Here is a 24,006-nt window from a genome sequence, read left to right on the forward strand (position 1 = left end):
AGATGGGTTACAATGACTCGGTAGGGAGAGAAATTACGTTGAAGAAGGAGCGAGGATTATGATAGAGAAAGTCGACCTGAATAATTTTGGCCCTCTGAAACACCTGCATTGGCCCGATCTAGGAAAGATAAACCTGGTCATAGGCGAAAACGGCAGGGGGAAGACCTTCCTCTTGAAGGCCCTTTACAGCGCCATCCGCTCCATAGAGATGTCCGGACGAGGCGACGACAGACAGTCCTCACTGGCGGATCTGCTTGCCCGCAAGCTACACTGGACGTTCCAGGCCGAAAAGATCGGCGATCTGGTGACGAAGGGGAGCGACGAAAAACTTCGGATGAGAGCCATCATAGACGGGGACGAGCTGGAATATTCCTTCGGCAAGGACACCACCAAACAGATAACTAAGATAGGCTGGGAAGGCTCCTTCAGAAAGAACAATTCAATATTCATCCCGGCGAAAGAGCTCCTGTCCATCCATCACGTCGTTCTTCGGTCTAGAGAGGTAGACCAGGTTTTCGGTTTCGACGATACCTATTTCGATCTGGCCAAGGTCCTCTCTATAAAACCGACTAGGGGAAAAAACTTCACCGAATTCGCCCAATCCAGAGAAAACCTGAAAGGAATATTAGGGGGACGGGTTGAATACGACGACGAGGCTCAACGCTGGTCGTTCAAGGTCGGCAACGAGAAGTTCGCAATAGGGACAACAGCGGAGGGGATAAAAAAGATAGCCATTTTGGACATCCTTTTGGGAAATCGTTATCTCTCTCCAGGATCGGTGGTCTTCATAGACGAGGTTGAGGCCGCCATGCATCCCAAAGCCATATCTGATTTCTTGGATATCTTGGCCGTTTTGGCCGATCGAGGTATTCAGTTTTTTCTCGCGACCCATTCGTACTTCGTGCTTAAAAAGACACTCCTGATGAGTAGAAAGAAGAGGATGTCGATTCCGGTCATGTCTATCTCCGAATCCGGCTGTAGCTCGGCAAACCTAATCGATGGTATGCCGGACAACCCGATAGTGGACGAATCCATCCGGCTGTATCAGGAACAGGTGGAAATGAGCCTATCATGACCGCCTCCAACGACACCCTGACGATAGAGGAATCGGGCATATCTTTTGGGCCTTTCGATCCGGAGCTCGTTTACCCGATAGAGAATAGCGCCCTCTACGAGAAGACAAACCAAAAAAACGGGAAAGTCCAAATAGCGGAGTTCATACTGCTTAAGGACGTGGATAAGTCGACATCGAAAGCCAAATTTATGTGGATGGTGGAGGCTAAATCCTCAAGCCCCGCCCCGAAGGACGACTCCTCAAAAAGACTGGAAAGTCCTTTTGAGGTTTACATGGAGAAGGTGACGAGTAAACTCAGCAATACCCTTCAGCTTTTGATCTCCGGGGCAATAGAGATCAAGATAGTTTTAGTCATCAAAGACCATCCTCTGGAATGGCTCGAGCCCATCAGCGACAGTTTAAAGAAAAAACTAGCCCCTTTCGCCCGGATATGGCGGGTAAAGAGCGAGAACGTGGTCGTCATCAACGAAGAGATGGCTAAAAAATTCGGCTTAGCGAGCTCAGTTCCTTAAGATTAAACGAAACAGGACGGTTACCCATTATTTGAGTAGCCGTCCTGATATAACAACACTCTACATACAGTTCGGTATATGGCGGTTAGAGTCCAAAAATCAGAACGTCAGTTTCTTGAACCTCTCTATCTGTTCCTTTATGGCTACCTCGGTGGGCAGTCGCTCCATGCTGCTGGCTCCGTAGAAACCGTTGATACCGGTGCATCTCTCGAGAACGTACTGGGCGTCGTCGGGCATGGCTATAGGGCCTCCGTGACAGAGCACTATGACGTCCTCACGGACCTCTCGGGCGGCTGCGGCCCACCGGTCGATCAGCCCGACGCAGTCGTCCAGGGTCTTGGAGGTTTTCGCGCCTATGGATCCCTTCGTGGTCAATCCCATGTGACAGACTATTATATCCGCCCCGGCCTCGGTCATAGCCACAGCGTCCTCGGCGCTGAACACGTAGGGAGTGGTCAGGAAGCCCGCCTGAGAGGCCTTACGGATAGCCTCCACCTCCAGGGCGTAGCCCATGCCGGTCTCCTCCAGGTTCTGACGGAAGACGCCGTCTATGAGCCCTACGGTCGGGAAGTTCTGTACCCCTACGAATCCCAGGTCCTCCAGCTCACGGAAGAACATATCCCATATGACGAAGGGATCGGTGCCGTTGATGCCAGCCAACACCGGGGTGGATCGAACCACCGGAAGGACCTCGTAGGCCATCTCCTTGACTATCTCGTTGGCGTTGCCGTAGGCCATGAGCCCCGCCAGGGAGCCTCGTCCCGCCATGCGGTACCGTCCGGAGTTGTATATGACTATGAGGTCGATCCCTCCGGCCTCCTCCCACTTGGCGGAGATCCCCGTTCCAGCGCCACCTCCCACTATGGGGTTGCCCTCGGCGATCATGCTACGGAAACCCCTCATGAGTTCTTCCCTTTTCTCGACAAGTTTCACCGTAAAACCTCCTCTTTATTCGGATATTTCCCTGAAGTTATCCACAAGTGCCTGGGCGAACTCCCTGTCGTTGACGTGATAGGGAAGCCTCAGAAGTTTTTTGGCCTCGGTCTGGACGAATGTATCCTCCAAGGCGGAGAAGAGCGCCTCGTCCGCCTCCGGATCGTAGAAGGGCATTCCCGGGGCGTCTATCATGGAGACTCCCTTCTCGGGCAATAGGAAGCGGACCGGCCCGGTTAGGCGGTTGAGTTTTTCGCCTATCCATCTTCCCATGGTCCGGTTCTCCTCGGCGGTGGTCCGCATCAAGGTCACCTGAGGATTGTGGACGTACAGGTTGCGCTCCGAGTATCTCTCCGGAACGGTGTCCATCGGGCCGAAGTTGACCATGTCCTGGGCCCCTACGGAACCGACGTAGGGTATGCCGGTCCTTATGAAGGCACCCAGGCGATCCTCTCCGGCGGAGAGGACTCCTCCCATGAGGTGGTCGCATATCTCCGTCAAGGTGACGTCTATAACCGAGGTCATCATTCCCGAGTCGACCAGCTTCTCGAGCGACATGCCGCCCGTTCCGGTAGCGTGGAAGACCATGCATTCGTATTCGTCGCCTATTATCTCCCTTATGGTCTCGACGCAGGGGGTGGTGACCCCGAACATGGACAGCCCCAAAAGCGGTCTCTCTCCGGCGGCCTCCGGAATAGCCCGGGTCATCATCCCAGCCAGGCCGTGGGCCGCGTTGCCTATAACCCTTCGGGAGATCGGGTTCAGACCTGCTATATCGGTTACGGAATATACCATGCAGATGTCGTTGGGACCCACGTAGGGGGACACGTCTCCCGATCCCATGGTGGAGACCATCATCCTGGGAGTTCCTATGGGCAGCACTCTCATACCCTGGGTGACCAGAGAGGTGTTGCCGCTTCCTCCCATTCCCAGAACCCCTCCGACGTCGTCCCGACTGAGCAGAAATCTCTCCAGGGCGACTCCCATGGCGGACACGGTTTTACCCCGATCGGTAGGATCTGCGAGAAAATCCGCTCCCTCCGGGTGGAACGACGCTACCTCCCGATTCGTGACGTCCACCGGGAAACCGTGTTCCATGCTGCCGACGTCCACCAGCACGGTCTCGATTCCGGCCTGGTCTATCAACCTCCTGCCGTAGTCAAGTTCGGCGAATTTGGTGTCGCAGGTACCGATGATGAAGGCTTTCTTCAATCTCTATCCCTCCTTCTACATGTAGGAAACATGGCTGAATAAACGCAATGGACCTTTACATTCCACGATCATGATACCACCAAACCCGTCGGGGCCGTCCGAGATAAACCATGACATTTCTTTACGGACCAAGAGTTCCTTTGCGAGTATTATATGAGTCGAATACGGACAAGAGGAGATGATCCCTTCATGATCGATAGAGTGACCGTTCGCCTGATCGCCGCTGTGGCGACGGTGGCGATAGCGGCGGGGGCCGCATCGGCGGAGACCAGGATACTTACGCTGGAGGACTGTCTAAAGATGGCCTCCACACACCCGGACCTGATATCCGCGGAGGGCGACCTGGACGCGGCCAGGGCCAGGGTGTCCGGCTCTGCCTCCGGCTGGAGGACCACCATATCGGGTTCGGACCAGTACAGCCGCTCCGAGGGAGACGACGGAGGGCACTCCGGATCGGTGGGACTGACCCAGCGTATATTCGACTCGGGGCAGACCAGGCTCGCGGTACAGGCCAGCAGGGAGGGGATGATGTCCACCGAGGCGGACGGCATCTCCACCCTTCAGGGGCTCAGATATTCCATAGTCGAGGCCTACTGCGACCTGCTGGACTCTCTGGAGGCCCGGTCGATCGCCGAGGAGATAGTCGAACAGGACGTCAAACATCTGGAGATAGCCAAGGGTTTCTACGACGTCGGGGAGAAGGCCCTGATAGACGTCACCCAGGCCAGGGTCAACCTGAGCAAGGCCCAGCTCGACCTGGTGAAGGCCAATCACTCCGTGGAGCTGGCGAGGCAGCAGTTGAACCACTCGATGGGCCGTCCGAACATTGAGCCCTACGAGATAGCGGACCTGGCGCCGGAACGCCGTCCGGTGGAGACCCTCGCAGAGGCCATATCGACGGCCATGGCGGAACATCCGAACCTAAAGTCCTACGGCCACTCTGTGGCCAAGGCCAAGAGCTCTCTGAAGCTGGCCGCCAGAGGGCTGTCCCCCACGATAAGCGCGACCGGAGGCTTTTCCTGGAACGGAGACGCTCCTTTCGAGAACGGCGAATGGTCCGTAAGCGTCAAGGGAACCGTTCCAATATCGGACGGAGGCCAGACCGCGGCGGACACCGACGAGGCCAGAGGCAACCTCAAGTCCGCCGAGGCGAAGGCCGAGTCGGAACGACAGAAGGTGGAGCTTGCTGTTAGAAAGGCCTGGCTGGCGCTGGACGAGGCGGACCAGAGCGTGACGGTGGCAAAAGAGACGGTGGAACAGGCGGAGGCGAACCTGAAGCTGGCCAACGGACGATACGAGGTGGGAGAGGGAAGCCCCACCGAGGTGGCCGACGCAGTGACGACCTACGGAGAGGCGAAACGATCCCTCTCTCAGGCCAGATACGACAGGGAGACAGCTCTGGCCGCTCTGAAACAGGCCATGGGGAGGATGTAGGATCATGAAGAAGCTATTTGCACTGGTTCTGATCGCGGCGATCGGAGCGGGAATCTGGTGGTATAGAGGAGACGGAGAGAAACAGAGGGTATCCTACAGGACCGAGTCGCTTAAAAGGGGCGACATGGTGAAGACGGTGTCCGCCACAGGGACGCTGGAGGCGATAAACACCGTTCTGGTCGGGAGCCAGGTGTCGGGCAACCTCTCGGAGGTGCTGGTGGACTACAACGACGAGGTGACCAAGGGACAACTTCTGGCCAGAATAGACCCCACTCTGTTTCAGGCGAGCGTGGACAAGGCCAAGGCGGCGCTTCTGACCGCCCAGGCCGACCTGGCCGAGGGTAAAGCCTCTCTGGCCCACGCAAACAGGGCCCTGGCGAGAAAGAAAGAGCTGGTGGGACGGAACCTTATAGCCAAGGTGGATCTGGACGACGCGGAGCTCTCGGTTGCGACGGCCAGGGCCACTCTGAGGGCTCTGGAGGGCAAGGTGGCCCAGGCCAGGGCGGCACTGAGCAGTTCAGAGATAGATCTGGCCCACACGGAGATAGTGTCCCCCATAAACGGTGTGGTCACGGCCAAGGAGGTGGACGAGGGACAGACGGTGGCGGCCAGTTTGTCCGCCCCGGAGCTCTTCACCATAGCGGAGGACCTGAGACGCATGAGGGTCGAGGCCGACATAGACGAGGCCGACATCGGATCGGTGAAGAAAGGTCAGGACGTGTCCTTCACCGTGGACGCCTACCCAAATAGAACCTTCTCCGGCAAGGTGGACAGGATCAGGCTGGCTCCTACGGAGACGGACAACGTCGTCACCTACACGGTGGAGATAGGGGTCTCCAACAACGACCTCTCCCTCTATCCGGGCATGACGGCGGAGGTGGCGGTGGTGACGGACCGTCGAGAGAACGTGCTAATGGCTCCGTCCGCCGCCCTCAGGGTGGACATACCCACACCGGAAGGAGAGCACCAGGGCGGGTCCATCAACGGCAGCGGCGTACTATTCACACTGTCCGGCGACAGTCCCGTTCCCGTACCGGTGAAGACCGGTCTGGCGGAAAACAGATGGGTTCAGGTTTCCGGAGAGGTGTCCGAGGAGACCCAGGTGGTGGTCGAGGTGACCTCCGATGGATCGTCGGATAAGAAGGGGGGCGGACTCTTTGGATCAGGCCCTGGTAGACGTCCGTGATCTGAGGAAAAGTTACGTCCTGGGAAGCCAGGAGGTCCACGCCCTTCAGGGGGTCAGCTTCAAGGTGGACCGGGGCGAGTTCGCCGCCATAATGGGGCCCTCAGGCTCGGGGAAGTCCACCATGATGAACATGCTGGGCTGTCTGGACGTGCCGACATCCGGAAGCTACGTTCTGGACGGCAGGGACGTGGCGGAGATGAAACCGGACGAGCTGGCCCACGTCAGGCGCGACTCCATCGGCTTCGTATTCCAGGGCTTCAACCTGCTCTCACGGACCAGCGCCCTGGAGAACGTGGAGCTACCCATGGTCTACGCCGGGGTGTCCCCTTCGGAACGCCACAGGAGGGCCGCCGAGTCGTTGGACCTGGTGGGACTGGGAGACAGGATGGATCACATGCCTCACCAGATGTCCGGAGGACAGCAGCAGAGGGTGGCCATAGCCAGGGCCCTGGTAAACCGGGCTCCTCTGATACTGGCCGACGAGCCCACGGGGAACCTGGACAGCGCCAACAGCGAGGAGATAATGAGGCTTTTCAGGACCCTCAACGACGAGCAGGGGATCACGGTAATACTGATAACCCACGAGCCCGACATGGCGGTGTTCGCTAGGAGGGTGATAACCTTCAGAGACGGCAGACTCGTCGAGGACAGGAGGCAGGAATCGTGATATCCCCTATCCAGACCGCCCATATAGCCACCAAGGCCCTGTGGGCCAACAAGATGAGGTCAGCCCTGACCGTGCTGGGCATAGTGATAGGCGTGGTGGCGGTGATCATAATGTTCGCCGTAGGGACGGGGGCCAGGGAGGAGATATCGGCAAAGATGAACTCCCTGGGGAGCAACATGCTCTTCATACGACCCGACGTGTTCCGTACCGGAGGGGTTCGGTCCGGCTCGGTCCAGACGCTGAACGTCAAGGACGCCGAGGCGATAGGGATCGAGTGTCCCTCTGTGACGGCGGTGGCCCCTGTGGTGAACTTCTCCGCCCAGGTGGTACAGGGCAACACGAACTGGTCCACCAGGATAACCGGGACCACCGGCCCGTTCCTCACGGTCAAGGACTGGGAGATCGAGGACGGACGGAACTTCACCTCCACCGAGGAGAGAGGGGCCGCCAAGGTGTGCCTTCTCGGAGAGACCGTGGCGGACGAGCTTTTCGGTTCGGCTGACCCCATAGGTGCGTCGGTCCGGATAGGGAAGGTTCCCTTCAAGGTGATAGGCCTGCTGAAGAGCAAGGGAGAGTCCATGATGGGAGACGAGGACGACATAGTCCTGGTTCCCTTCACCACCGCCAGGAAGAGGCTGTCCCCCTCCAGGACACCCGGTCGGGTGGGGTCGATATTCGTAAAGTCGTCCTCCCCCGAAAGGCTCAACGCCGCCCAGAAGGAGATAGAGGCGCTGCTCCGGCAGAGGCACAGGATAAAGGAGGGCGAAGAGGACGATTTCAGAGTGCAGAACGTCACTCAGATGGTCGAGGCTACCAAGTCCGCCACGGGTGTTATGACCATGCTATTAACCGCTGTGGCGTCTGTCTCTCTTTTGGTGGGAGGCATAGGTATAATGAATATAATGCTGGTCTCCGTCACCGAGAGGACCAGGGAGATAGGCATAAGGATGGCGGTAGGAGCCACCGCCACGGACATAAGGATCCAGTTCATGACGGAGGCGCTGCTTCTGTCTCTGATAGGCGGTCTGGTAGGGGTTGCCCTGGGCTGGGGAGGAGCCCTCTCCATAACCAAGGTCACCGGCTGGAACACCTCCGTGCCGGTCTTCGCGGTGGTTCTGGCTGTAGGGGTGTCCGCCGCGACGGGGATGTTCTTCGGCTACTACCCGGCGGCCAAGGCAGCAAGGCTGAACCCCATAGACGCTCTGAGACACGAATAAAACCAGCTCCGTAGAAAAGGAAGGGAGGTCCATGTCATGACGCTCGACCGAGATGAAAAAGACGGCGATACCGCCCATGGAAAAATCGCCGTCGGCCAGGTATGGACCAAAAGCCTGATCTCCGTCTCGAAAATTCCCGGCGTGGACTTCACGGTGAACCCCTACGTGGGATGCCCCCACAAATGTATATACTGCTACGCCGAGTTCATAAAGCAGCACACCGACCACACCGAGGATTGGGGCGACTTCGTGGACCTCAAGAGGTGTCACGCCAGGCTCCCCTACAAGAAGATGCAGGGAAAGACCGTGGTGATGTGTTCCTCCACCGACGGCTACAACCCGCTGGAACTTCGCTTCGAGGCCACCAGAGAGATACTGGAGGACATGGTCTTCAGCCAGTGCGATTTCGACCTTATGATACTGACCAAGGGATACGCGGTGGTCCGAGACATAGATCTGCTTTTGAAGCTGAAGGCCAAGGTGGGAATCTCGATGAACTCTCTGGACGAATCGTTCAGAGTTAAGGCGGAGCCCAGGGCCTCCTCGGTAAGGAAAAGACTGGAGGCCCTCAGGCTGCTGAGAGAGGCGGGGCTCGAGACCTGGATCTTCATGTCCCCCATCTTTCCGGGAATAACCGACTTCAGGGCAGTGATCGATGCGACCAGACCCTGGACCTGCGAGTACGGTTTCGAGAACCTGAAGTTGAACGGCCCCTTCAGGCCCAGGGTGCTGGAGATGATACGGAGGGAATATCCCGAACTGATCCCGCTGTATCGCCGAATCTTCGTGGAAAAAGACTACGGCTACTGGGACGAGCTCTCATGGGAGATCCGCTCCCACTGCAGAAAACTGGGACTCAGGTTCGGGGTATATTTCTGAAAACCATAAAACACATCGGATTTTTTCGTCAGTAAAACGACCTACACGGCGCACTCCCAGTCCTGCGCCTTCTCCTGGGCCTCCCACAATTCGCTGTAGAGACCACCCTTTTTGAGCAGATCGTCGTGTTTTCCCGTCTCAACTATCCTGCCGTCCTTCAACACCACTATTCTGTCGGCGTTTCGGATCGTCTTGAGATGATGGGCTATTACCACCACCGTCTTGCTGGCGGTCAGGTTGTCTATAGCCCTCTGTATCTTGACCTCGTTTATCGGGTCCAGGCCGCTTGTCATCTCGTCCAGAATCACCAGAGGAGCGTCCCTGAGCAGTGCCCGGGCTATGGAGATCCTCTGTCTCTGTCCACCGGAGAGACCCACTCCGTTCTCCCCCACCGGGGTATCGTAGCCCTTGGGCAGTCCAGCTATGAAGTCGTGTATCATGGCCTTCTTGGCGGCCTCCACGACTTCCTCCCTGGAGGCGTTTCTTCTGCCTATCCGGATGTTCTCGAAGATGGTGTCCTCGAAGAGAATCACGTTCTGCATCACGACGCTGACGTTGAACAGAAAGTCGTCGTAGTCGATTTCCCTTATGTCCACTCCTCCCGCCAGTATCCGACCCTTCCTCACGTCCCAGAACCGGAGGATGAGGTTGGCGATGGTGCTCTTACCCCCTCCGGACGGACCTACCAGGGCGATCAGAGAGTTGCCCTCCACGTCCAGGTCCACGTTCTTTAGCTCGAAGTCCTCCTTGCCGTAGGAGAAGTCGACGTTTTGAAAACGAAGGTCCATTCCGACGGGACTCTTTCTACGGGATGCCGGTTTTATGGTGGGAGCGTTCAAAACCTTGGAGATTCTGCCGTAACTGTCCTTCCCCTTTATGAAATTGATCCAGTAGTTCTCAAGCTCGGCAAAGGGCCGGTAGAACTCTCGGCTGAGGACGACGAACAGGATGTAGTCGAAGACCTCCGCCTTGCCTCCGAAGACCAGCAGGGCCCCCACCGTCACCATAACGCCGTAGGACAGGTCCAAAAAGAGAAAATATCTGCCCATATATCCTGCGATCGATCGGGATATGGCTTTGCTGCTTTCGCCGAATTTCAACATGCTATTTCCGAGCTTCTTCTCGAAGGACGAGCTTGCACCGAAGGCCTTAACCAGAGGGATCCCCTTGGTGTACTCGACGAAGAGACTGACCATGTCGGCCAGGTCGTTCTGGGTCTCTTTCTGCAATCTACCGCTGGACTCGATCCCGGAATACATCACGAACAAAGCGACAGGGATCAGTGACACCATGGCCAACCCCATTCTCCAGTCCACGTAGAAGAGTCCGCCTCCCACGATCGCCGCTACGACGATGCTGCTGACCGTCTTGGACCAGAAGTGGACCACCACCGGCTGAAGGTTTCCCACGTCTTTCTGGATAACCGTGTTAAGCTCTCCTATTCTTTCATCTGTGTAGAACCCCAGATAGATCCTCTTCATGGTGCGGATGAGCCTCTCCCTGACTGTCGCGACCGTGTCGAAACCGGCCTGATGCTGGGCTATCTCCGCCACCAGGTTGGCGACTCCCTTGGCCACGAACAACCCGACGAGCTCGAAGGCGAAACGCCACAAATCCAAGGGCATTCCCATGCCTACCTGTCTGAGTCCGTCCAGAGCTACCATGGTTATCCCCACGTTTAAAAGGGATCCCACTGTGAAGGACGCCATGGCCAGCGACATACACAGTTTAGACTCCCCGGTCAGATCCTTTATCAAAGCCGCTAACATGCCTTCGCCTCCTCTTTCAATCTCCACCGATCAGCATCGATCCGGGAGTCGAACATCTCCCGGTAGAGACGACTGGTCTTCAGCAGCTCGTCGTGGGAGCCTTTGCTCTCCACCCTGCCGTCCTCCATCACAACTATCGAATCGGCGTTCCTGACGGCCTTCAGGTTATGGGCTATTACTATGACCGTTTTCTCCTTCGTCAGGCTGTCCAAGGCCATCTGAATGAGGTGCTCGTTGTAGGGATCTATGGCGGCGGTGGCCTCGTCCAGAATGACGATGGGGGTGTCCTTCAATATCATTCTGGCTATGGATATCCTCTGTTTCTCCCCGCCGGACAGCCTGGATCCTCCCTCGCCGACCACGGTGTCATATCCGTCGGGAAGATCCATTATCCTGTCGTGGATCCTGGCCTTTTTCGCCGCCGCCACTATCTCGTCTCTGTCGGCGTCCTCTTTTCCAAGCCTTATGTTCTCCTCGACCGAGACGTTGAACAGAAACACCTCCTGCTGGACCATGGAGACCAGATTCAGCAGGTTTCCCTCGCTCATCCGTCCTATCTCCACTCCGCCTATGGTGATGCTTCCCTCGTAGCCCTTCCAGAACCCCATTAGCAGACCGGCCACCGTGCTCTTTCCCGCACCGGAGGCACCCACTATTGCGTTCACCGATTTTTCCCTGAAAAGCAGATCCACCTCGTTCAGCACCTTGCCCCTTTCGTCGTAGCCGAAGCTCACCTTGTCGAAACGGATGTCTCCGGACCGGGCATCCTCCACGGAAACCGTCCTTTTCTCGTCCGGCACGTCAAGAATCGAGTTTATGCTCTCCGTAGATCTCTTGAAGATCGTGCCGGTATACTGGATGACGTGCAATTTCAGAAAAAATCCCGTAAAGGCACCCACCAGGGCGATAGTCAGAAGGTACTCGTAGCCGCTCAGACGGCCGCCTTTCATCAGATAACAAGCGGTTATCATGGCGGCGGCCACGCCGGACTCCATTACCAAGAGGATGACCCCCATGGGTATGTGCAGACCTAGGGAGGCTTTCTTTATCCATCGGGCGTTGGCCCTTACATCCGCCAGCATCCTCTCCGTCTTGGACTCGTCACGGCCGAAGGCCTTTATCACAGGCATTGTGGAGATGTACTCGACCAGATCCCCGGTGGTCTTCTTCATGCTTTCCTGAAAACGCCTCATTACCTCCGAGTTGGTTTTCTCGATCAGCTTCATCAGTCCCATGGCGAAAGGTATCGGCAGGATCAAGGCTACGCCCAGCCGCCAGTCCAGAACGGTGAACATCATCAGTATTATCGCCACCGGCAGGGCCACGGCGTTGATAGCCTCGGGAAGTCCGTGGGCCAGGTAAAGCTCGACCTGCTCCACATCGTGACTCACGACGTTTACCAGATCTCCGCTCTTTCGCCTCTGGAAAAAGGAAATCGGCAATCCCTTAAGACGTTCCAGGACTGCCAGTCTTATGTCCGAAAGGCAGGAATAGGCGACGTCGTGAACCTTCCATACCGACAACCCGTAGAAAAAAGCCTTCAGAGCCAGACTCGCACAGATGAGCCCGCCGTACAGCCATATTTCCCTCGCGTCCGATACGGAACGGTCCATCAACCCCATCACCAGTCTCAGGGAGAGACAGAGGGGCACTATGCCGAACAGGGCGTTCAACATGACCAAGGTCCCCCCTGCCATGGCTTTCGACCGATATTTATGAATTACGTCGTTGCTTTTATCCATCGTTTATCTCCTCTTTTGCTAGACAGACGAACAATCGAGCAAGGGGGATCCCCGCTACAGGATCCTACTGCTCTCCTCGTTCAGCACCTCGAGGAACCTTCGGACGACCAACGCGTCCCCGTCCTCGCCCTTTTTCAATATGTCGTAGACCTTTCCGAACAGCTTCTCGGAGAAGATCTCGTGCCCTCTATAAGCCGTCCATCCCCTCTCCGTAAGCTCGAAGAAAACCTCCTTGCGGTTATCTCGAGCCCTTGTCTTTACTATGTAACCCTTCTCCAGGAGTTTCTTGACGAACTTGGAGACCGAACTCTTGGACACACCCAGCAACTCGGCCAACTCCGTAAGGTTGGAGTTCGGATTTCCTCCTACGGCCACGATCGTATGGATCTCGGTGGAGTAAAGAAGATCATCCGTACCGAAATCCTTCGGTTTGCTTTCCAACTCTTTGAACCTGTTATGGACGCTGAACATCAGCTCGGCTATCTCCCTGTAGACTTTGAGTCTGTCCTCCATGTTCCCATCAAACTCCATTCATTAGTTAGTAAGAGCTTACTTCATTTCAGCAATATAGTACGCCTGGCTAACTATTTTTGTCAAGCCATCGGAGATAAGATAAAAGGAATACCCCCTTGTCGTAGAGTCAGAGGGGGTATTCACCGCAGAAATCAGGAACGAACTTTTTCTCTCACCCATTTACTGGAGATATCGCAGAGGTAGGGGACCATCTCGGCAAGCCAATCGGGAACTTCTTCCAGATGCCTTTTCAGAGGAAGCAGATCATCGGCAAAGATAGGCTCGGCTCCCTCTATCGCCGTGCCCTGTTGAGCTCCTACAACGCCTTTGGAGGAAAACTCTATGCTGTTATTCCTTCGTTCTTCGTGTTTGCCGAAGTTCAACCGCTTTTCCAGAAGTTTTTCGTGCAGAGGAGCGTCGAAGGTGGCCTCCATGGACACCCATTCATCCGAAAGTCGAACCTCCGGATAGGTGTGCAGGAAGCTATCGGGCCACAGTTTATAGGCTCCCGGATGAAGAAGATCCTCCAAGGCCTCCTTCCGAACCTCCATGAAGTGCAGTCTGGATGGGATACCCGCGGCTTTCGCCATATCCTTCAGGAGAACCGCCTTGTTCATGCAGGAACCACGACCCATCGTAAGGACCTCATCGGAGGACACCAGCATTCCAGACATCATGTCGAAGACTATCTCGTCTCTCACGAAAAGATATATTTTTTCCATCTTCTCGATGTCCGTAGAGCAATCCTTCACCAAATTCTCCGTTATAGTAGTCACCTTGTTCAAGATAAAAACCCCTTTCTTTAGCTGCTATATTTGATCGTTTCGAACCGTCTTCGTGCCGACAAGAACTCTGATCAGCCCGAGGAGTCGGGCGAAAACGCTTTTTTCCGGATAGAGGACTCTGTACATGGCGGGAATCACGAAAAGGGTCAGTGCGGTCGAGGCGCACAGACCGGATATCATGGCCCAGGCCATGGGAGGCCAGAGGTTGGACGAGGAGAAGGCCAGAGGGAACAGCCCTGCCGCGGTGGTTCCGCTGGTCAGCAGTATGGGACGGATCCGTTCCTCCACCGCCTTCGTGAGAGCTTCGTGAACCGAAAGACCTTTTTTACGCCGAAGCTCCACCACGTCCAACAGCACTATGGCGTTGTTCACAACTATTCCGGCCAGGGCTATCACCCCAAGCAGGGACATCAGGCCGAAGGGTTCCCCGGACAACAGAAGCCCCGGTATGACCCCCAAAGACGCCAGCGGGATAGTTGCCAGGACCATGCCGACCTTGCGGAACGAGCGGAACCCCGCCAGAAGTATGCCTACGAGGACTATCAGTCCGAAAGGAGCGGCCAGGCTGAAGGAGCCCTGAGCCTCTCCGGAGGCCTCCGCCTCACCTCCTATCTCGAAACGGACTCCTTCGGGGAGATCCGTCTCAGAAAGAATCGGCAGCAGCCGAGTCATTACGTCGCTGTAGACGTAACCGTCTTCCAGATTGGACTGAACCGCCACGTATCGTTCCCTGTTCCTTCGGGATATAGCCGAGGGATGCCAAGCGATTTCAGTGGGAGCCACGGTCTGAAGAGGAACACCGGTGGAAGAATCCATCAAGACCGAGGAGATACGATCGGCACCGAAAAAGACCCCCTTCTCGGAGCGGAGGACTATAGGCACCGGCTCCTCTTCCTGGCGATATTCACCGGCGGGCAGTCCCAGCGTCCGCCCCGAAAGAACCTGAGCCACCTGATCCCTGTACAGGCCGTAGCGAAACGCCGCCCCGGAGGACACTTCGAACTCCAAAGACGGGTTTCCGTTTCCCAACGTATGCCTCAAGTCCACCATTCCAGGGATCCGTTTCATCGCCTCCATGACCCTCTCCGCTCCGAATCTCAGGTCTTTAAGAGAGTTTCCGTACAGCCGGATCTCCACCGGAGCGTCCACAGGGGTTCCCAAAACCAGTTCCTGGACCACCGAGTTCACCTGAGGAATTTCCTCTCCCAGGTAGGAGCGTATCTCACCTACGACCGAGTGGTTTTGCGACTGAGACGTCGTGAAAAGTATCATCTGGGCCCTGTGTGGATTTCTGGGGGCCGGTACGATGTTGGCGTAGAATCTGGGAGCCCCTCTGCCTATGAAAGAGGCCACCCGTGAGACCGACGGGACCTCGTTTTTCAGATGTCGTTCCACCTTCCCCACTATGCCGTCTATGGCGTGGATGTCCGCACCTTCCGGAAGAAACAGGTCTACCATGACCACGTTGCGGTCGGCGCCGGGGAAGAAATTCTTGCGGACGTGCTTGCCGTAACCTCCGACTACCAGCAAAAGGGAGAGACTCATCAACAGGATCAGTACGGCGTGCTTGGAGGAGAAAGCCCCTATGGCCCTGCCGAGATTGAACCGTCCACCGTAGTCGGCCGTGTTTCCTCGGCTTTTTCTGAAGGCCAGTGCCGCCAGAGTAGGGGTGACGATCATCGCCGCCAGCAGACTCAGGAAAAGGGTCAGGGTAACGACCTGAGGAATGGCTCGAAGAAACTCGGCGGCCTGACCGTGAGCCATCCAGAGAGGAAGAAATGCCGCGACGGTCGTTCCAGTAGCGGCGAGAAGCGGCGATCCCAGCTCTCTTACAGAATCCACCGCCGCGTCCATTCCGCCGCTGCCGTTTTTCATCCTCACCTCCACGCTCTCGGCCATAACTATGGCGTTGTCCACCAACATGCCAAGGGCTATCACGAAGGCGGCTATGGAGATCTGGTTCAGCACCCCTCCGCAGAGTGCGTAGAAACCCAGAGAGGAGAGGACTATCAGTGGAATCACCGAGCTGACCACCATTCCCATTCGAAACCCGACGGAGAAGCACAGTATCCCTCCGACCAGGACCATGCTCATCAAAAGGGAGTTGGACAGACCCTTGAGCCTCAGATCGACGTAGTGAGGCTGAAAGGACACCTCCTCTATCTCCAGGGGAGAAAGTTTTTCCCTCATCCTCTCCAGGATTTTTCTTACGTCCTTGCCGAACTCGATGGAGTTGACCGGCGTAACCGGAACTATACCCAGACCTACCGCCGGATTACCCATATATCTCATACGATCCCGAGCGGGCTCGGAGGGACCGTGTATGACCTTGGCTATGGTTTTCAGAGGAACGGTTTCTCCCGACGGAAGTCTGACCGGGGTGTCCTCTATCTCGCCGATGCTCTTGAACTCCGTATGGGCCTGAAGTGCGGCGCTCTTTTCTCCCATTACCAGGCTTCCTCCCGGCATGGTCCTGTTCTGCATGGACAGAGCCTGACGAAGATTCCGAGGGCTCAGCCCCATACGTTCGGCTGTGGAGTCGTCGTAGGCCACGGTTATCTGTTCACCCGGATCGGCGATCCTCAGCACCCGAGACACCGACGGAAGCCTCAGAAGCTCCTTTTCCAGGGCTATGGCGCCGTTTCGAAGCTCGAGTAGATCGGACGTTCCGCCTATAGCCACCACGATGGACTCGTAATCCATCATGCGGTCGTCCAGAACCAGACCGGTAACCTCCGACGGAAGATCGGGCCTGGCCTTTTCCATAGCCCGACGGACCTCGTCCCAGGCGGCGGTGCTGTCCATCACTTCATCGTGAAGATGAATGAGAAAAAGAGCGCTGCCCCTACGGGCGGTCACCTTGATCCTCTTTACCTCCTTCACCTGAGAAAGCCGACGTTCAAGCGGGATCACCACCAGTCGTTCTACCGATTCGGCATCGGCCCCGGGAAAGACCGCCTGGATCATGCCGGCCCTGTAGGAGAGAGGAGGATCCTCTTCTCTCGGCATGGAGACCCAGGCCAAAACCCCCAACAAGGCGGCCCCCAGAAACAGGCTGTAGACGACCTTGCGCTGCCGTAGAATCCTTACGATCCATTCCATAGCCGAACCGCCACGATATCGCCGTCGGAGAGAAAGGCGTGTCCGCCTATTACCACGAGCTCTCCTTCTTTCATGTCGCCCTCTACCGTCACCGAATCACCTATCGCCTCCTCGGGCCGAACCGGAACCCTTACGGCGACTCCGTCTCTGACCACGAAGACCGAGTTGCTCTCGCCGTCTCCGTTGCAGACGGCCGCCACAGGAACGAGGAAACGCCCTTTAACCGGTAGCTCGAAGACCGCCTCGGCTGTCATGCCCGAACGAAGCCATTCCACCTGAGAGAGCCCTATCTTCACCGGAAAGAGGACCCCTTTCTGGTCGTCTCCCAAAGCATCTCCCACTGAAAGGACCTTTCCGGAGATCTCCTTCTCGCCGAGCATCGGGAAATTGATCTTTAGGGTTACCCCCTTTTTCACCGAGCCCAACATGGTCTCTGGAACGGATATCTGTAACTCGACGTCTCTATTTGCCAGCTCGACTACCGGGGTTCCCGGAGTCAGATATTCTCCCGGCTCGGAACAGACCCTTGTCACCACTCCGTCGAAGGGGGCTCGGATATGGGTCTCCTTCAGCTTTCTCTCCGCCTCCTTCAACTGGCTTTTCAGGACCTCGCAGTTGGCCCGGAGTCTGCGCACCGAGGTGTTCTGTCTCTCCATATTCTGGGTGGAGACGACTTTTTCCCGATACAGCCCACTGGTCCTCTCGAGATCGGCCTCTCCCTGATTCAAAGCGGCCATCCCCTCGGAAAGAGCCCCCTTTTTCATAGCAACAAGGTGGGAATACTCGCTCGAGTCGATCCTGGCGATCTCCTCTTTGGAACGAACGGCGTCTCCCACCTCGACCGATCGGCTATCGAGCCTTCCGGACACGAGAGGAGCTATGACCGCCTGCTTCAGAGAGCGGGTGACCCCGAAGAAACGCACCTCCCTGAACGGCGGAGCCGCCTCGACCGATAGAGCCATGACAGAAACGGCCTTCGTGCCTTCCTTTCCCTCCGCCGAGAGGGTCTCCAGGGCATTTCCGTTCTTATACAGGACGAAGAGACCCCCTATCCAAAGGCAGAAACCGCATGCGACACCGAACTTTCTCAGCAGGGAACCGACGACGGACCGCTTTTTTTTATCAGAAGAAATCCTCCTGAAAAACATGTTCATCACCTCCGATGGTACGTATCAAAAGCTCTCCAAGGGCCTCGGAGGCCCGTTTACGGGCCTCTTCACCCTCCCATTGGTCGACGCTGTGCTCAAGCTCCGCCACCAAAAGGACCAGATAGGTGGCGGTCTCCCTGGGCCGTGATATATTCATCTGGCCCGCCTCGACGATCTCCCTCCTGCGTCTAGTCTTTTTGTCCTCTTTCTTCCCCTGCATGATGTCTCACTCCCAAAAAGTATTATTCATCAAACTCTCGAGCCGAATTATGACTGACTGTCAGTCACATGTCAAACACAAAAAGAGAGATCCACCGAACTTAATTCGGCAGACCTCTATTTTGCTCCTATCTACGATACATCCGAAAACCCACTTCCGAGTTTTCTCGGAGAGGCGGAGAGGTTCTTTCGGCTGCGCCCTGTCACGCCCGAACGTTTTTAGAGATGTCCTATAGCCACTTTTTTCTCCTGTACGCTCCACCGAAAGAAAGTAATGGTCCACCACCGCGTCCATAAGGGCGTAGGCCAGGTAGTTCGATCCGTTGCCCCTCAACCTTCCCCTGGAAGCCCTCAGCCTCTCCCGAACCGGCCCGAACACGTCTCCCTTTTTTTCCTGAAAGGAGAGTACATATCCCTCTCCTAGGATCAGGCTGACGTGCTCGACGTCCACATACACACCGACTTCTCCCGGCCCACATAGCCACCGTAGTTCTCTATCCTGTGATAACCACGCCCCTTGTAGAAGGAGACGGCTCGCAGGTTGACTTTGCCTGTCTCGAGCCACAGAGCGGAATACCCCATATCTCTGGCCCGATCCTCCAGAAAGGACAGCATGGCGACTCCGACTCCCTCCACCTTGGCGCATACCCGTTTAACCTCGACGGTCCTCTCCGTGATCGACCTTCTCCACTAGGTTATAAAAAAAAGATCCCCGCCGCTGTGGAAAAACGGCAGGGATAACGGTCAGGAGAGATACGTTTTTTCGATCCTCGTCTCCTGTCTAGCTCACGATTGTCTCTGTCTCCGAGACGCATCGGCGCATCTGGAAACGTTGATACAGATACAGACCGGACAAGAGGGCCACCCCAACCATGTCGGTCCAGGTCCCGGAGACTATTAGAGCCATGGAGGCCACCAGAGCCACCAGTCGCTCGATCCACCCCAGGTTCAACAGGAAGAATCCCTCGGTGAACACCGCCAGACTGTAGACTCCTATCACGGCGGTCACAGCTGATAGGGCGAACAGACTCCAGCTGTGGACGTTGGTCAGCAACAACTCGGGAGAGTACATGAAAGCAAAGGGTATGACGAATCCGGCCAAGGCCAGTTTTATGGCGGAAAACCCCGTCCTGTTGGGATTGGATTCCGCTATTCCTGCCGCAGTGTAGGCTCCCACGCAGACCGGAGGCGTTATCGACGACAGGACGGCAAAGTAGAGCACGAACAGGTTTACGTCCAGCTCACCAGCCCCAAGGGTTATGAGAGCAGGGGCCGCCACGGCGCTGGACATGACGTAGCTGGCCGTCGTCGGCATTCCCATACCCATGAGCAACGCTATGATCATTGACACCACCAGAGTGGGCAACAGATGGCCCCCGGTCAGTGCCAGGATGGCGTCTCCTACCCTGAGAGCTATGCCGGTAGCGCCCATCATCCCTATAACCACTCCGACTATGGTGCAGGCCAGAGCTACAGGGAGGGCCGACTTGGAGCCTGCCTCCAGGGTGTCCACCAGATCTCTGACGTTCAGCCTGCTGTCCTTACGAAGGAAGCTCAAGAGAAAGGCCAGTATTATCCCCCAGCAGCCGGCGTAAAGAGGGTTGTAGCCCTCGACCAGAAAATACACTATCCCGAAGAGAGGCAAGGCCCTATAACCCTTAGAGATGACCGTGCTCTTAAGATCCGGAAGCTCCTCTTTAGGCAGCCCCTTCAATCCCAGACGACAGGCCTCCAGTGACAGAGAGAACCATATGCCCCCGAAATAGAGTGTGGCAGGGACCACGGCGGCCAGAAGGACCTTGGTATAGGAGATGCCCAAGGTGTCCGCTATTATGAAGGCCGCTGCTCCCATGACGGGAGGCATTATCTGCCCTCCCGTGGAGGCCGCCGCCTCAACGGCACCGGCGAAGTGGGGTTTGTACCCGATGCCCTTCATAAGAGGGATCGTAAAGGACCCGGTGGTGGCCACGTTGGCCGAGGTGCTGCCGCTGATGGTCCCCATCAGGGCACTGGAGAGAACCGCTATCTTGGCTGGGCCCCCCTTCATATGCCCCGTAAGGGCCATGGCGAACTCGTTGAAAAAGTCTGACGTCTTCGTGGCGCTCAGGAAGGCGCCGAAAAGGATGAACAGAAATATATAGGTGGCGGACACCCCTGCTACCAGCCCGAAGAAACCGCCGCTGGTGAGATACAGCTCCTCTATTATCCTGGGCACCGAAAGCCCGAAGTGCATGAGCGGGCCCGGAAGGCTTCTGCCGAAATAGGCGAAGAGCAGAAACAGAAAGCAGAAGATCGGCAGCGAATATCCCAGGACGCGCCTGGCCGCCTCGAAGACCGTCACCGTCATGAAAACTCCCAGGACTATCTCGTAGGACTCGAACATGCCCGCCCTGTTGGCTATATCCGAATACCGGAAGAAGACGTAAAAACAGCAGGTCAAGGCTACGAAACCCCAAAGCCAGTCGAAGACCGACGGTCTGTCGGGAGGAGAGTTTCTCCTCCCGGGATATAGCATGAAGATGAGAAACAGGACCATACCGATGTGAAAGCTCCTCTGCTGCATAGGAGGCAGAAGCCCGAAGAAGGACGTATATAGATGGAAACATGCCAGAGCCACGGTAAGGGCCGTCACTATAAAACGCATTTTAGGGGACGACAGGGATCGCCTCTTTCTGAGCTCGGCGATCCCCCCGTCGCGATTGTCGTTTATCGTCATGAAAGATCACCCATGGGTAGGAGGGCTACATAAGTCCCTCTTCTTTATAGAATTTCGTCGCCCCTGGATGGATGGGCAGACAAAGTCCGTTCAAGGCCGCTTTAAGGCCGAAATGTCTGAAATAGCTCAGCCTTTTTCCCAGAAGATCGGAGTTATCGTACATGGTCTTCAGCAGACTGTAGATCACCTCGTCAGGGATATCGTCCCTGGCCACCAGCACCCCGGTAGAGGCTATGGTTATCATGTCGTCGTCGTAACCGGCGTACACTCCTCCGGGAATGATGGCAGGAGAGTAAAAGGGATACTTCTTGACCGCCTCCGATACCTTTTCTGGCGACATGGTCAGAAGCCCCACCTTGCCGGAACGGATCATGTCCGTCACCATGGCGTTGGGAACGGTGGTACCCCATACGTGTCCCTGGCTTCGGCCTACCTTCAACGCCTCGGATGACTCGGTCTTGTTGAAGCGCTCCATCTTGACGTCGTCGGTGGAGATGCCGTAGGCGGACAACAGGCAGGCGGTGTTAACCTCAATGCCGCCTCCGATGGGTCCGAAGTCTATCTTCTTTCCCTTGAAATCCTCTATCTTGGATATTTCCGCCTTTTTGTTGTACAGTATATGAAACGGCATGGAGTATATGGCGGTCACGAAACGAAGCTTGCCGAGTTTTTCCTTGAAGACCCCGGATCCATTGGCCGCATCGTAGAGGGTGGCCGACTGGACCAACCCCAGTTCCACGTCGCCTTTTTGAAGGTTGTAGCAGTTCTTTATCGACCCTCCGGTGACGGCGGAAAAGTTGACGTCATCCAGTTTTTCGTTCCCTAGCTGGGCAATACAATTCCCTATCTGATAAAACCCTCCACCGACGCTTGCGGTACCGATCCTCATAAAAGTGGTAGCTCCGGCGGACAAGGAAAAGGCGATTATCATGGCCACCGTAAGAGCGAACGACATAGCTTTTCTCGACATCTCTTTACCCCTCCCTATAGATAGTTATAGGATGCAGTTACTCCACGAAATTTACCAGGTAATCCTTCTCCTTTTTTCTGAAATCGTTAAAGCCTACGAGCTCTTTGAACTCGTCGAAGGAGGCGACCAGATCGAACCGTCCTTCCGCCAGAGCGCCGTCGGATATGGCCTCCAGATAATTCTTTATCCCCCTAACGGCGGCGAAGGTGGTGCCCACCGGAATGCTCACCCTGGCGACGCCGATCTCCCTGAGTCTCTCCACGGGGATGAGAGGCGTCTTTCCTCCCGCCACGTTATCGAAAAGATTGATACTCACCGGAGCGTCGATCCCCTTAACCACCTTCTCTATGTCCTCTACCGAGCTGGGAGACTCGACAAAGATCATATCGGCGCCGGCCTGAGCGTAGGCGTTCCCTCTTTCTATAGCGGAATCGACCCCTTCCTTCAGAATGGCGTCCGTCCTGGCGTTTATAACGAAATCCGGGTCCATCTCGTCCCTCACCTCGGCACAGGCCTTTATCTTCAGGACCATCTCCTCCTTGGAGACGACCTGCTTGCCGTCCAGATGACCGCATCTCTTGGGAAACACCTGATCCTCTATGTTCATCCCTGCCACTCCCGCATTTATGACCTTACCTGTGATATAACGGGCGTTGATGGCGTTCCCGAAACCTGTATCGATGTCGGCCATGACCGGTATATCCACGGCGTCAACTATATTCTGGGTGAACTCCAACATCTGGCTGGCCGTGAGGAAAGCCATGTCGGGAAGTCCAAGATATGTGGCAGACAAGCCGAAACCGCTGACCTGAACTGCCTTAAAGCCCAGGCTGTCCGCCAGCTTGGCGGATATGACGTCGTGGACCCCTACGCACACCAGGGCATCCCTTTTGGAAATCGCTTCCTTGAGCACCGTGCTTTTCTTCATCTGAGAAACTCGCCTCCGTTTATCCGCATAGTGGATATAATATTTGAATAACGATCATACATCAACTATAATACGTCTTACGGCAAAGTCAAGCAACGGATCTGGATTTTCAGAAAAATCTTTAGACCAATAAGGGGGATATGAGATGAAAGAGAGGAAAAAAGGCACCATCAACAAGGCTCTGGCCGTACTGGATTGCTTCAGCGACGACTGCCCGCGGCTCACAGTAAGCGAGATCGCCTCCAAGCTCGATATCCCTTTCGCCACGGCCCACAGGACGATCGTCAAACTGCTGGGAGGGAACTTCCTGGACAGGGACCAGGAGACCAAAAAGCTCAGCCTCGGACCCAAGCTTTACTATTTGGGCAGACTGGCCCGCTCGTCCAACAGCCTTATGGCGGTGTGTCGTCCCTTCATGGAAAAACTCAGGGATAGGACCGAGGAGACCGTCAACCTGTACGTCATGGAGGGAAATTGCCGGATATGCTACGAGCAGACCGAAAGTTTCCAGCCCTTGAAGCACGCTTCTCCGCTGGGGAAAAAACTTCCACTATGGGCAGGGGCGTCTGGTAAGTGCTTTCTGGCCTTCATCGAGGGAAAAGACGACGATCTGATCGCCGATATGGTCGATCAGATCCATCCTCTCACACCCTCTACCATACCGAACGAGGAGGCCCTCCTAGACGAGCTGGAGAAAATAAGGTCCAGAGGATATGCCATAAGCGAGGCGGAAAGAGAGGAAGGGGTCTCTTCGGTAGCGGCGCCTATCTTCGACGGCAACGGGGATATCGTGGCCTCCCTGGCCGTATCAGGACCGTCCATCAGGTTCGATTCCCAGAGGAAGGACCTTTTCGCCAAGGCCCTTCTGGAAACCGTCAGGGAGATATCAGTCAAGTTGGGTTATTCCTAGATCGAAGCTCCAACGAGGCTTTCCATAGGCGAACACTTTTTCCTTTTATGGACCGTCCACGCAAGCAGGTTCTCGGCCCTCAGGCTCCA

22 protein-coding genes are annotated in these 24,006 nt (G+C 56.1%); 8 read left to right on the plus strand and 14 right to left on the minus strand.

What is annotated here, in order from left to right; translation table 11 throughout:
* Nucleotides 1–58: 58 nt before the first annotated feature.
* Together L2W48_RS02385 and L2W48_RS02390 are read left to right on the plus strand one after the other, a co-directional pair.
* Nucleotides 59–1,075 (plus strand): ATP-binding protein, encoded by a 1,017-nt coding sequence (locus L2W48_RS02385; protein WP_236099022.1) that lies wholly within the window; start codon nucleotides 59–61, stop codon nucleotides 1,073–1,075.
* Nucleotides 1,072–1,587 (plus strand): hypothetical protein, encoded by a 516-nt coding sequence (locus L2W48_RS02390; RefSeq protein ID WP_236099023.1) that lies wholly within the window; start codon nucleotides 1,072–1,074, stop codon nucleotides 1,585–1,587. The genes L2W48_RS02385 and L2W48_RS02390 overlap by 4 nt, the downstream gene beginning before the upstream one ends.
* 99 nt (nucleotides 1,588–1,686) lie before the next feature.
* On the opposite strand, the gene L2W48_RS02395 is transcribed toward L2W48_RS02390, so the two are convergent.
* Both L2W48_RS02395 and L2W48_RS02400 read right to left on the minus strand, forming a co-directional pair.
* On the minus strand, nucleotides 1,687–2,520 hold the full coding sequence (locus L2W48_RS02395) for a phosphoenolpyruvate hydrolase family protein (RefSeq protein ID WP_236099024.1): 834 nt from the start codon (nucleotides 2,518–2,520) through the stop codon (nucleotides 1,687–1,689).
* 15 nt (nucleotides 2,521–2,535) lie between these two features.
* Nucleotides 2,536–3,732 carry a Tm-1-like ATP-binding domain-containing protein gene (locus L2W48_RS02400; RefSeq protein ID WP_236099025.1) on the minus strand — a complete coding sequence of 399 codons (1,197 nt, stop codon included), beginning with the start codon at nucleotides 3,730–3,732 and terminating at the stop codon, nucleotides 2,536–2,538.
* Nucleotides 3,733–3,921: 189 nt separating this feature from the next.
* Between L2W48_RS02400 and L2W48_RS02405 the strand changes: the two genes are divergently transcribed.
* The 5 genes from L2W48_RS02405 to L2W48_RS02425 are packed head-to-tail and all read left to right on the plus strand — an operon-like array spanning nucleotide 3,922 to nucleotide 9,115.
* On the plus strand, nucleotides 3,922–5,166 hold the full coding sequence (locus L2W48_RS02405; protein WP_236099026.1) for a TolC family protein: 1,245 nt from the start codon (nucleotides 3,922–3,924) through the stop codon (nucleotides 5,164–5,166).
* Between the two features lie 4 nt (nucleotides 5,167–5,170).
* Nucleotides 5,171–6,352 (plus strand): efflux RND transporter periplasmic adaptor subunit, encoded by a 1,182-nt coding sequence (locus L2W48_RS02410; RefSeq protein WP_236099027.1) that lies wholly within the window; start codon nucleotides 5,171–5,173, stop codon nucleotides 6,350–6,352.
* Entirely contained in the window at nucleotides 6,324–7,019 is a 696-nt protein-coding gene (locus L2W48_RS02415; RefSeq protein WP_329604251.1) for an ABC transporter ATP-binding protein, read from the plus strand. Before L2W48_RS02410 ends, L2W48_RS02415 begins: the two co-directional genes overlap by 29 nt.
* Nucleotides 7,016–8,236, plus strand: coding sequence for an ABC transporter permease (locus L2W48_RS02420; protein ID WP_236099028.1), 1,221 nt, complete (start codon nucleotides 7,016–7,018; stop codon nucleotides 8,234–8,236). The genes L2W48_RS02415 and L2W48_RS02420 overlap by 4 nt, the downstream gene beginning before the upstream one ends.
* 36 nt (nucleotides 8,237–8,272) lie before the next feature.
* Nucleotides 8,273–9,115: a radical SAM protein gene (locus tag L2W48_RS02425; RefSeq protein ID WP_005659912.1), complete on the plus strand. Its 843-nt coding sequence runs from the start codon at nucleotides 8,273–8,275 to the stop codon at nucleotides 9,113–9,115.
* Nucleotides 9,116–9,156: 41 nt separating this feature from the next.
* Here the strand turns inward: L2W48_RS02425 and L2W48_RS02430 are convergent, their stop codons facing one another.
* The 12 genes from L2W48_RS02430 to L2W48_RS02485 form a co-directional block, all read right to left on the minus strand.
* Entirely contained in the window at nucleotides 9,157–10,884 is a 1,728-nt protein-coding gene (locus L2W48_RS02430; RefSeq protein WP_236099029.1) for an ABC transporter ATP-binding protein, read from the minus strand.
* A complete protein-coding gene (locus tag L2W48_RS02435) occupies nucleotides 10,878–12,626 on the minus strand; it encodes an ABC transporter ATP-binding protein (RefSeq protein ID WP_236099030.1) in 1,749 nt (582 codons plus the stop codon). Before L2W48_RS02435 ends, L2W48_RS02430 begins: the two co-directional genes overlap by 7 nt.
* A gap of 54 nt (nucleotides 12,627–12,680) precedes the next feature.
* On the minus strand, nucleotides 12,681–13,157 hold the full coding sequence (locus L2W48_RS02440; protein WP_236099031.1) for a MarR family winged helix-turn-helix transcriptional regulator: 477 nt from the start codon (nucleotides 13,155–13,157) through the stop codon (nucleotides 12,681–12,683).
* Nucleotides 13,158–13,291: 134 nt separating this feature from the next.
* Entirely contained in the window at nucleotides 13,292–13,915 is a 624-nt protein-coding gene (locus L2W48_RS02445; RefSeq protein WP_236099119.1) for a transglutaminase-like domain-containing protein, read from the minus strand.
* A gap of 33 nt (nucleotides 13,916–13,948) precedes the next feature.
* The gene (locus tag L2W48_RS02450) at nucleotides 13,949–17,026 is read right to left on the minus strand and encodes an efflux RND transporter permease subunit (protein ID WP_236099032.1); all 3,078 of its coding nucleotides are present in this window, start codon (nucleotides 17,024–17,026) and stop codon (nucleotides 13,949–13,951) included.
* Complete coding sequence (locus L2W48_RS02455; RefSeq protein WP_236099033.1) at nucleotides 17,011–18,174, minus strand: efflux RND transporter periplasmic adaptor subunit; 1,164 nt, start codon at nucleotides 18,172–18,174, stop codon at nucleotides 17,011–17,013. Before L2W48_RS02455 ends, L2W48_RS02450 begins: the two co-directional genes overlap by 16 nt.
* Complete coding sequence (locus L2W48_RS02460; RefSeq protein ID WP_236099034.1) at nucleotides 18,149–18,394, minus strand: hypothetical protein; 246 nt, start codon at nucleotides 18,392–18,394, stop codon at nucleotides 18,149–18,151. Before L2W48_RS02460 ends, L2W48_RS02455 begins: the two co-directional genes overlap by 26 nt.
* A 60-nt stretch (nucleotides 18,395–18,454) precedes the next feature.
* A complete protein-coding gene (locus tag L2W48_RS02465) occupies nucleotides 18,455–18,844 on the minus strand; it encodes a magnesium transporter CorA family protein (RefSeq protein ID WP_236116495.1) in 390 nt (129 codons plus the stop codon).
* Nucleotides 18,820–19,029, minus strand: coding sequence for a GNAT family N-acetyltransferase (locus tag L2W48_RS02470; protein ID WP_236099036.1), 210 nt, complete (start codon nucleotides 19,027–19,029; stop codon nucleotides 18,820–18,822). The genes L2W48_RS02465 and L2W48_RS02470 overlap by 25 nt, the downstream gene beginning before the upstream one ends.
* Nucleotides 19,030–19,174: 145 nt before the next feature.
* Nucleotides 19,175–21,109: a TRAP transporter permease gene (locus L2W48_RS02475; RefSeq protein WP_236099037.1), complete on the minus strand. Its 1,935-nt coding sequence runs from the start codon at nucleotides 21,107–21,109 to the stop codon at nucleotides 19,175–19,177.
* A gap of 25 nt (nucleotides 21,110–21,134) precedes the next feature.
* Nucleotides 21,135–22,079: a TAXI family TRAP transporter solute-binding subunit gene (locus L2W48_RS02480; protein WP_236099038.1), complete on the minus strand. Its 945-nt coding sequence runs from the start codon at nucleotides 22,077–22,079 to the stop codon at nucleotides 21,135–21,137.
* Nucleotides 22,080–22,116: 37 nt separating this feature from the next.
* On the minus strand, nucleotides 22,117–23,007 hold the full coding sequence (locus L2W48_RS02485) for an isocitrate lyase/PEP mutase family protein (protein ID WP_236099039.1): 891 nt from the start codon (nucleotides 23,005–23,007) through the stop codon (nucleotides 22,117–22,119).
* Between the two features lie 145 nt (nucleotides 23,008–23,152).
* Between L2W48_RS02485 and L2W48_RS02490 the strand changes: the two genes are divergently transcribed.
* Complete coding sequence (locus L2W48_RS02490) at nucleotides 23,153–23,917, plus strand: IclR family transcriptional regulator (RefSeq protein ID WP_236099040.1); 765 nt, start codon at nucleotides 23,153–23,155, stop codon at nucleotides 23,915–23,917.
* Nucleotides 23,918–24,006: the final 89 nt, after the last annotated feature.

The sequence above is a fragment of the Dethiosulfovibrio russensis genome, from assembly GCF_021568855.1.
Lineage (GTDB): Bacteria > Synergistota > Synergistia > Synergistales > Dethiosulfovibrionaceae > Dethiosulfovibrio > Dethiosulfovibrio russensis.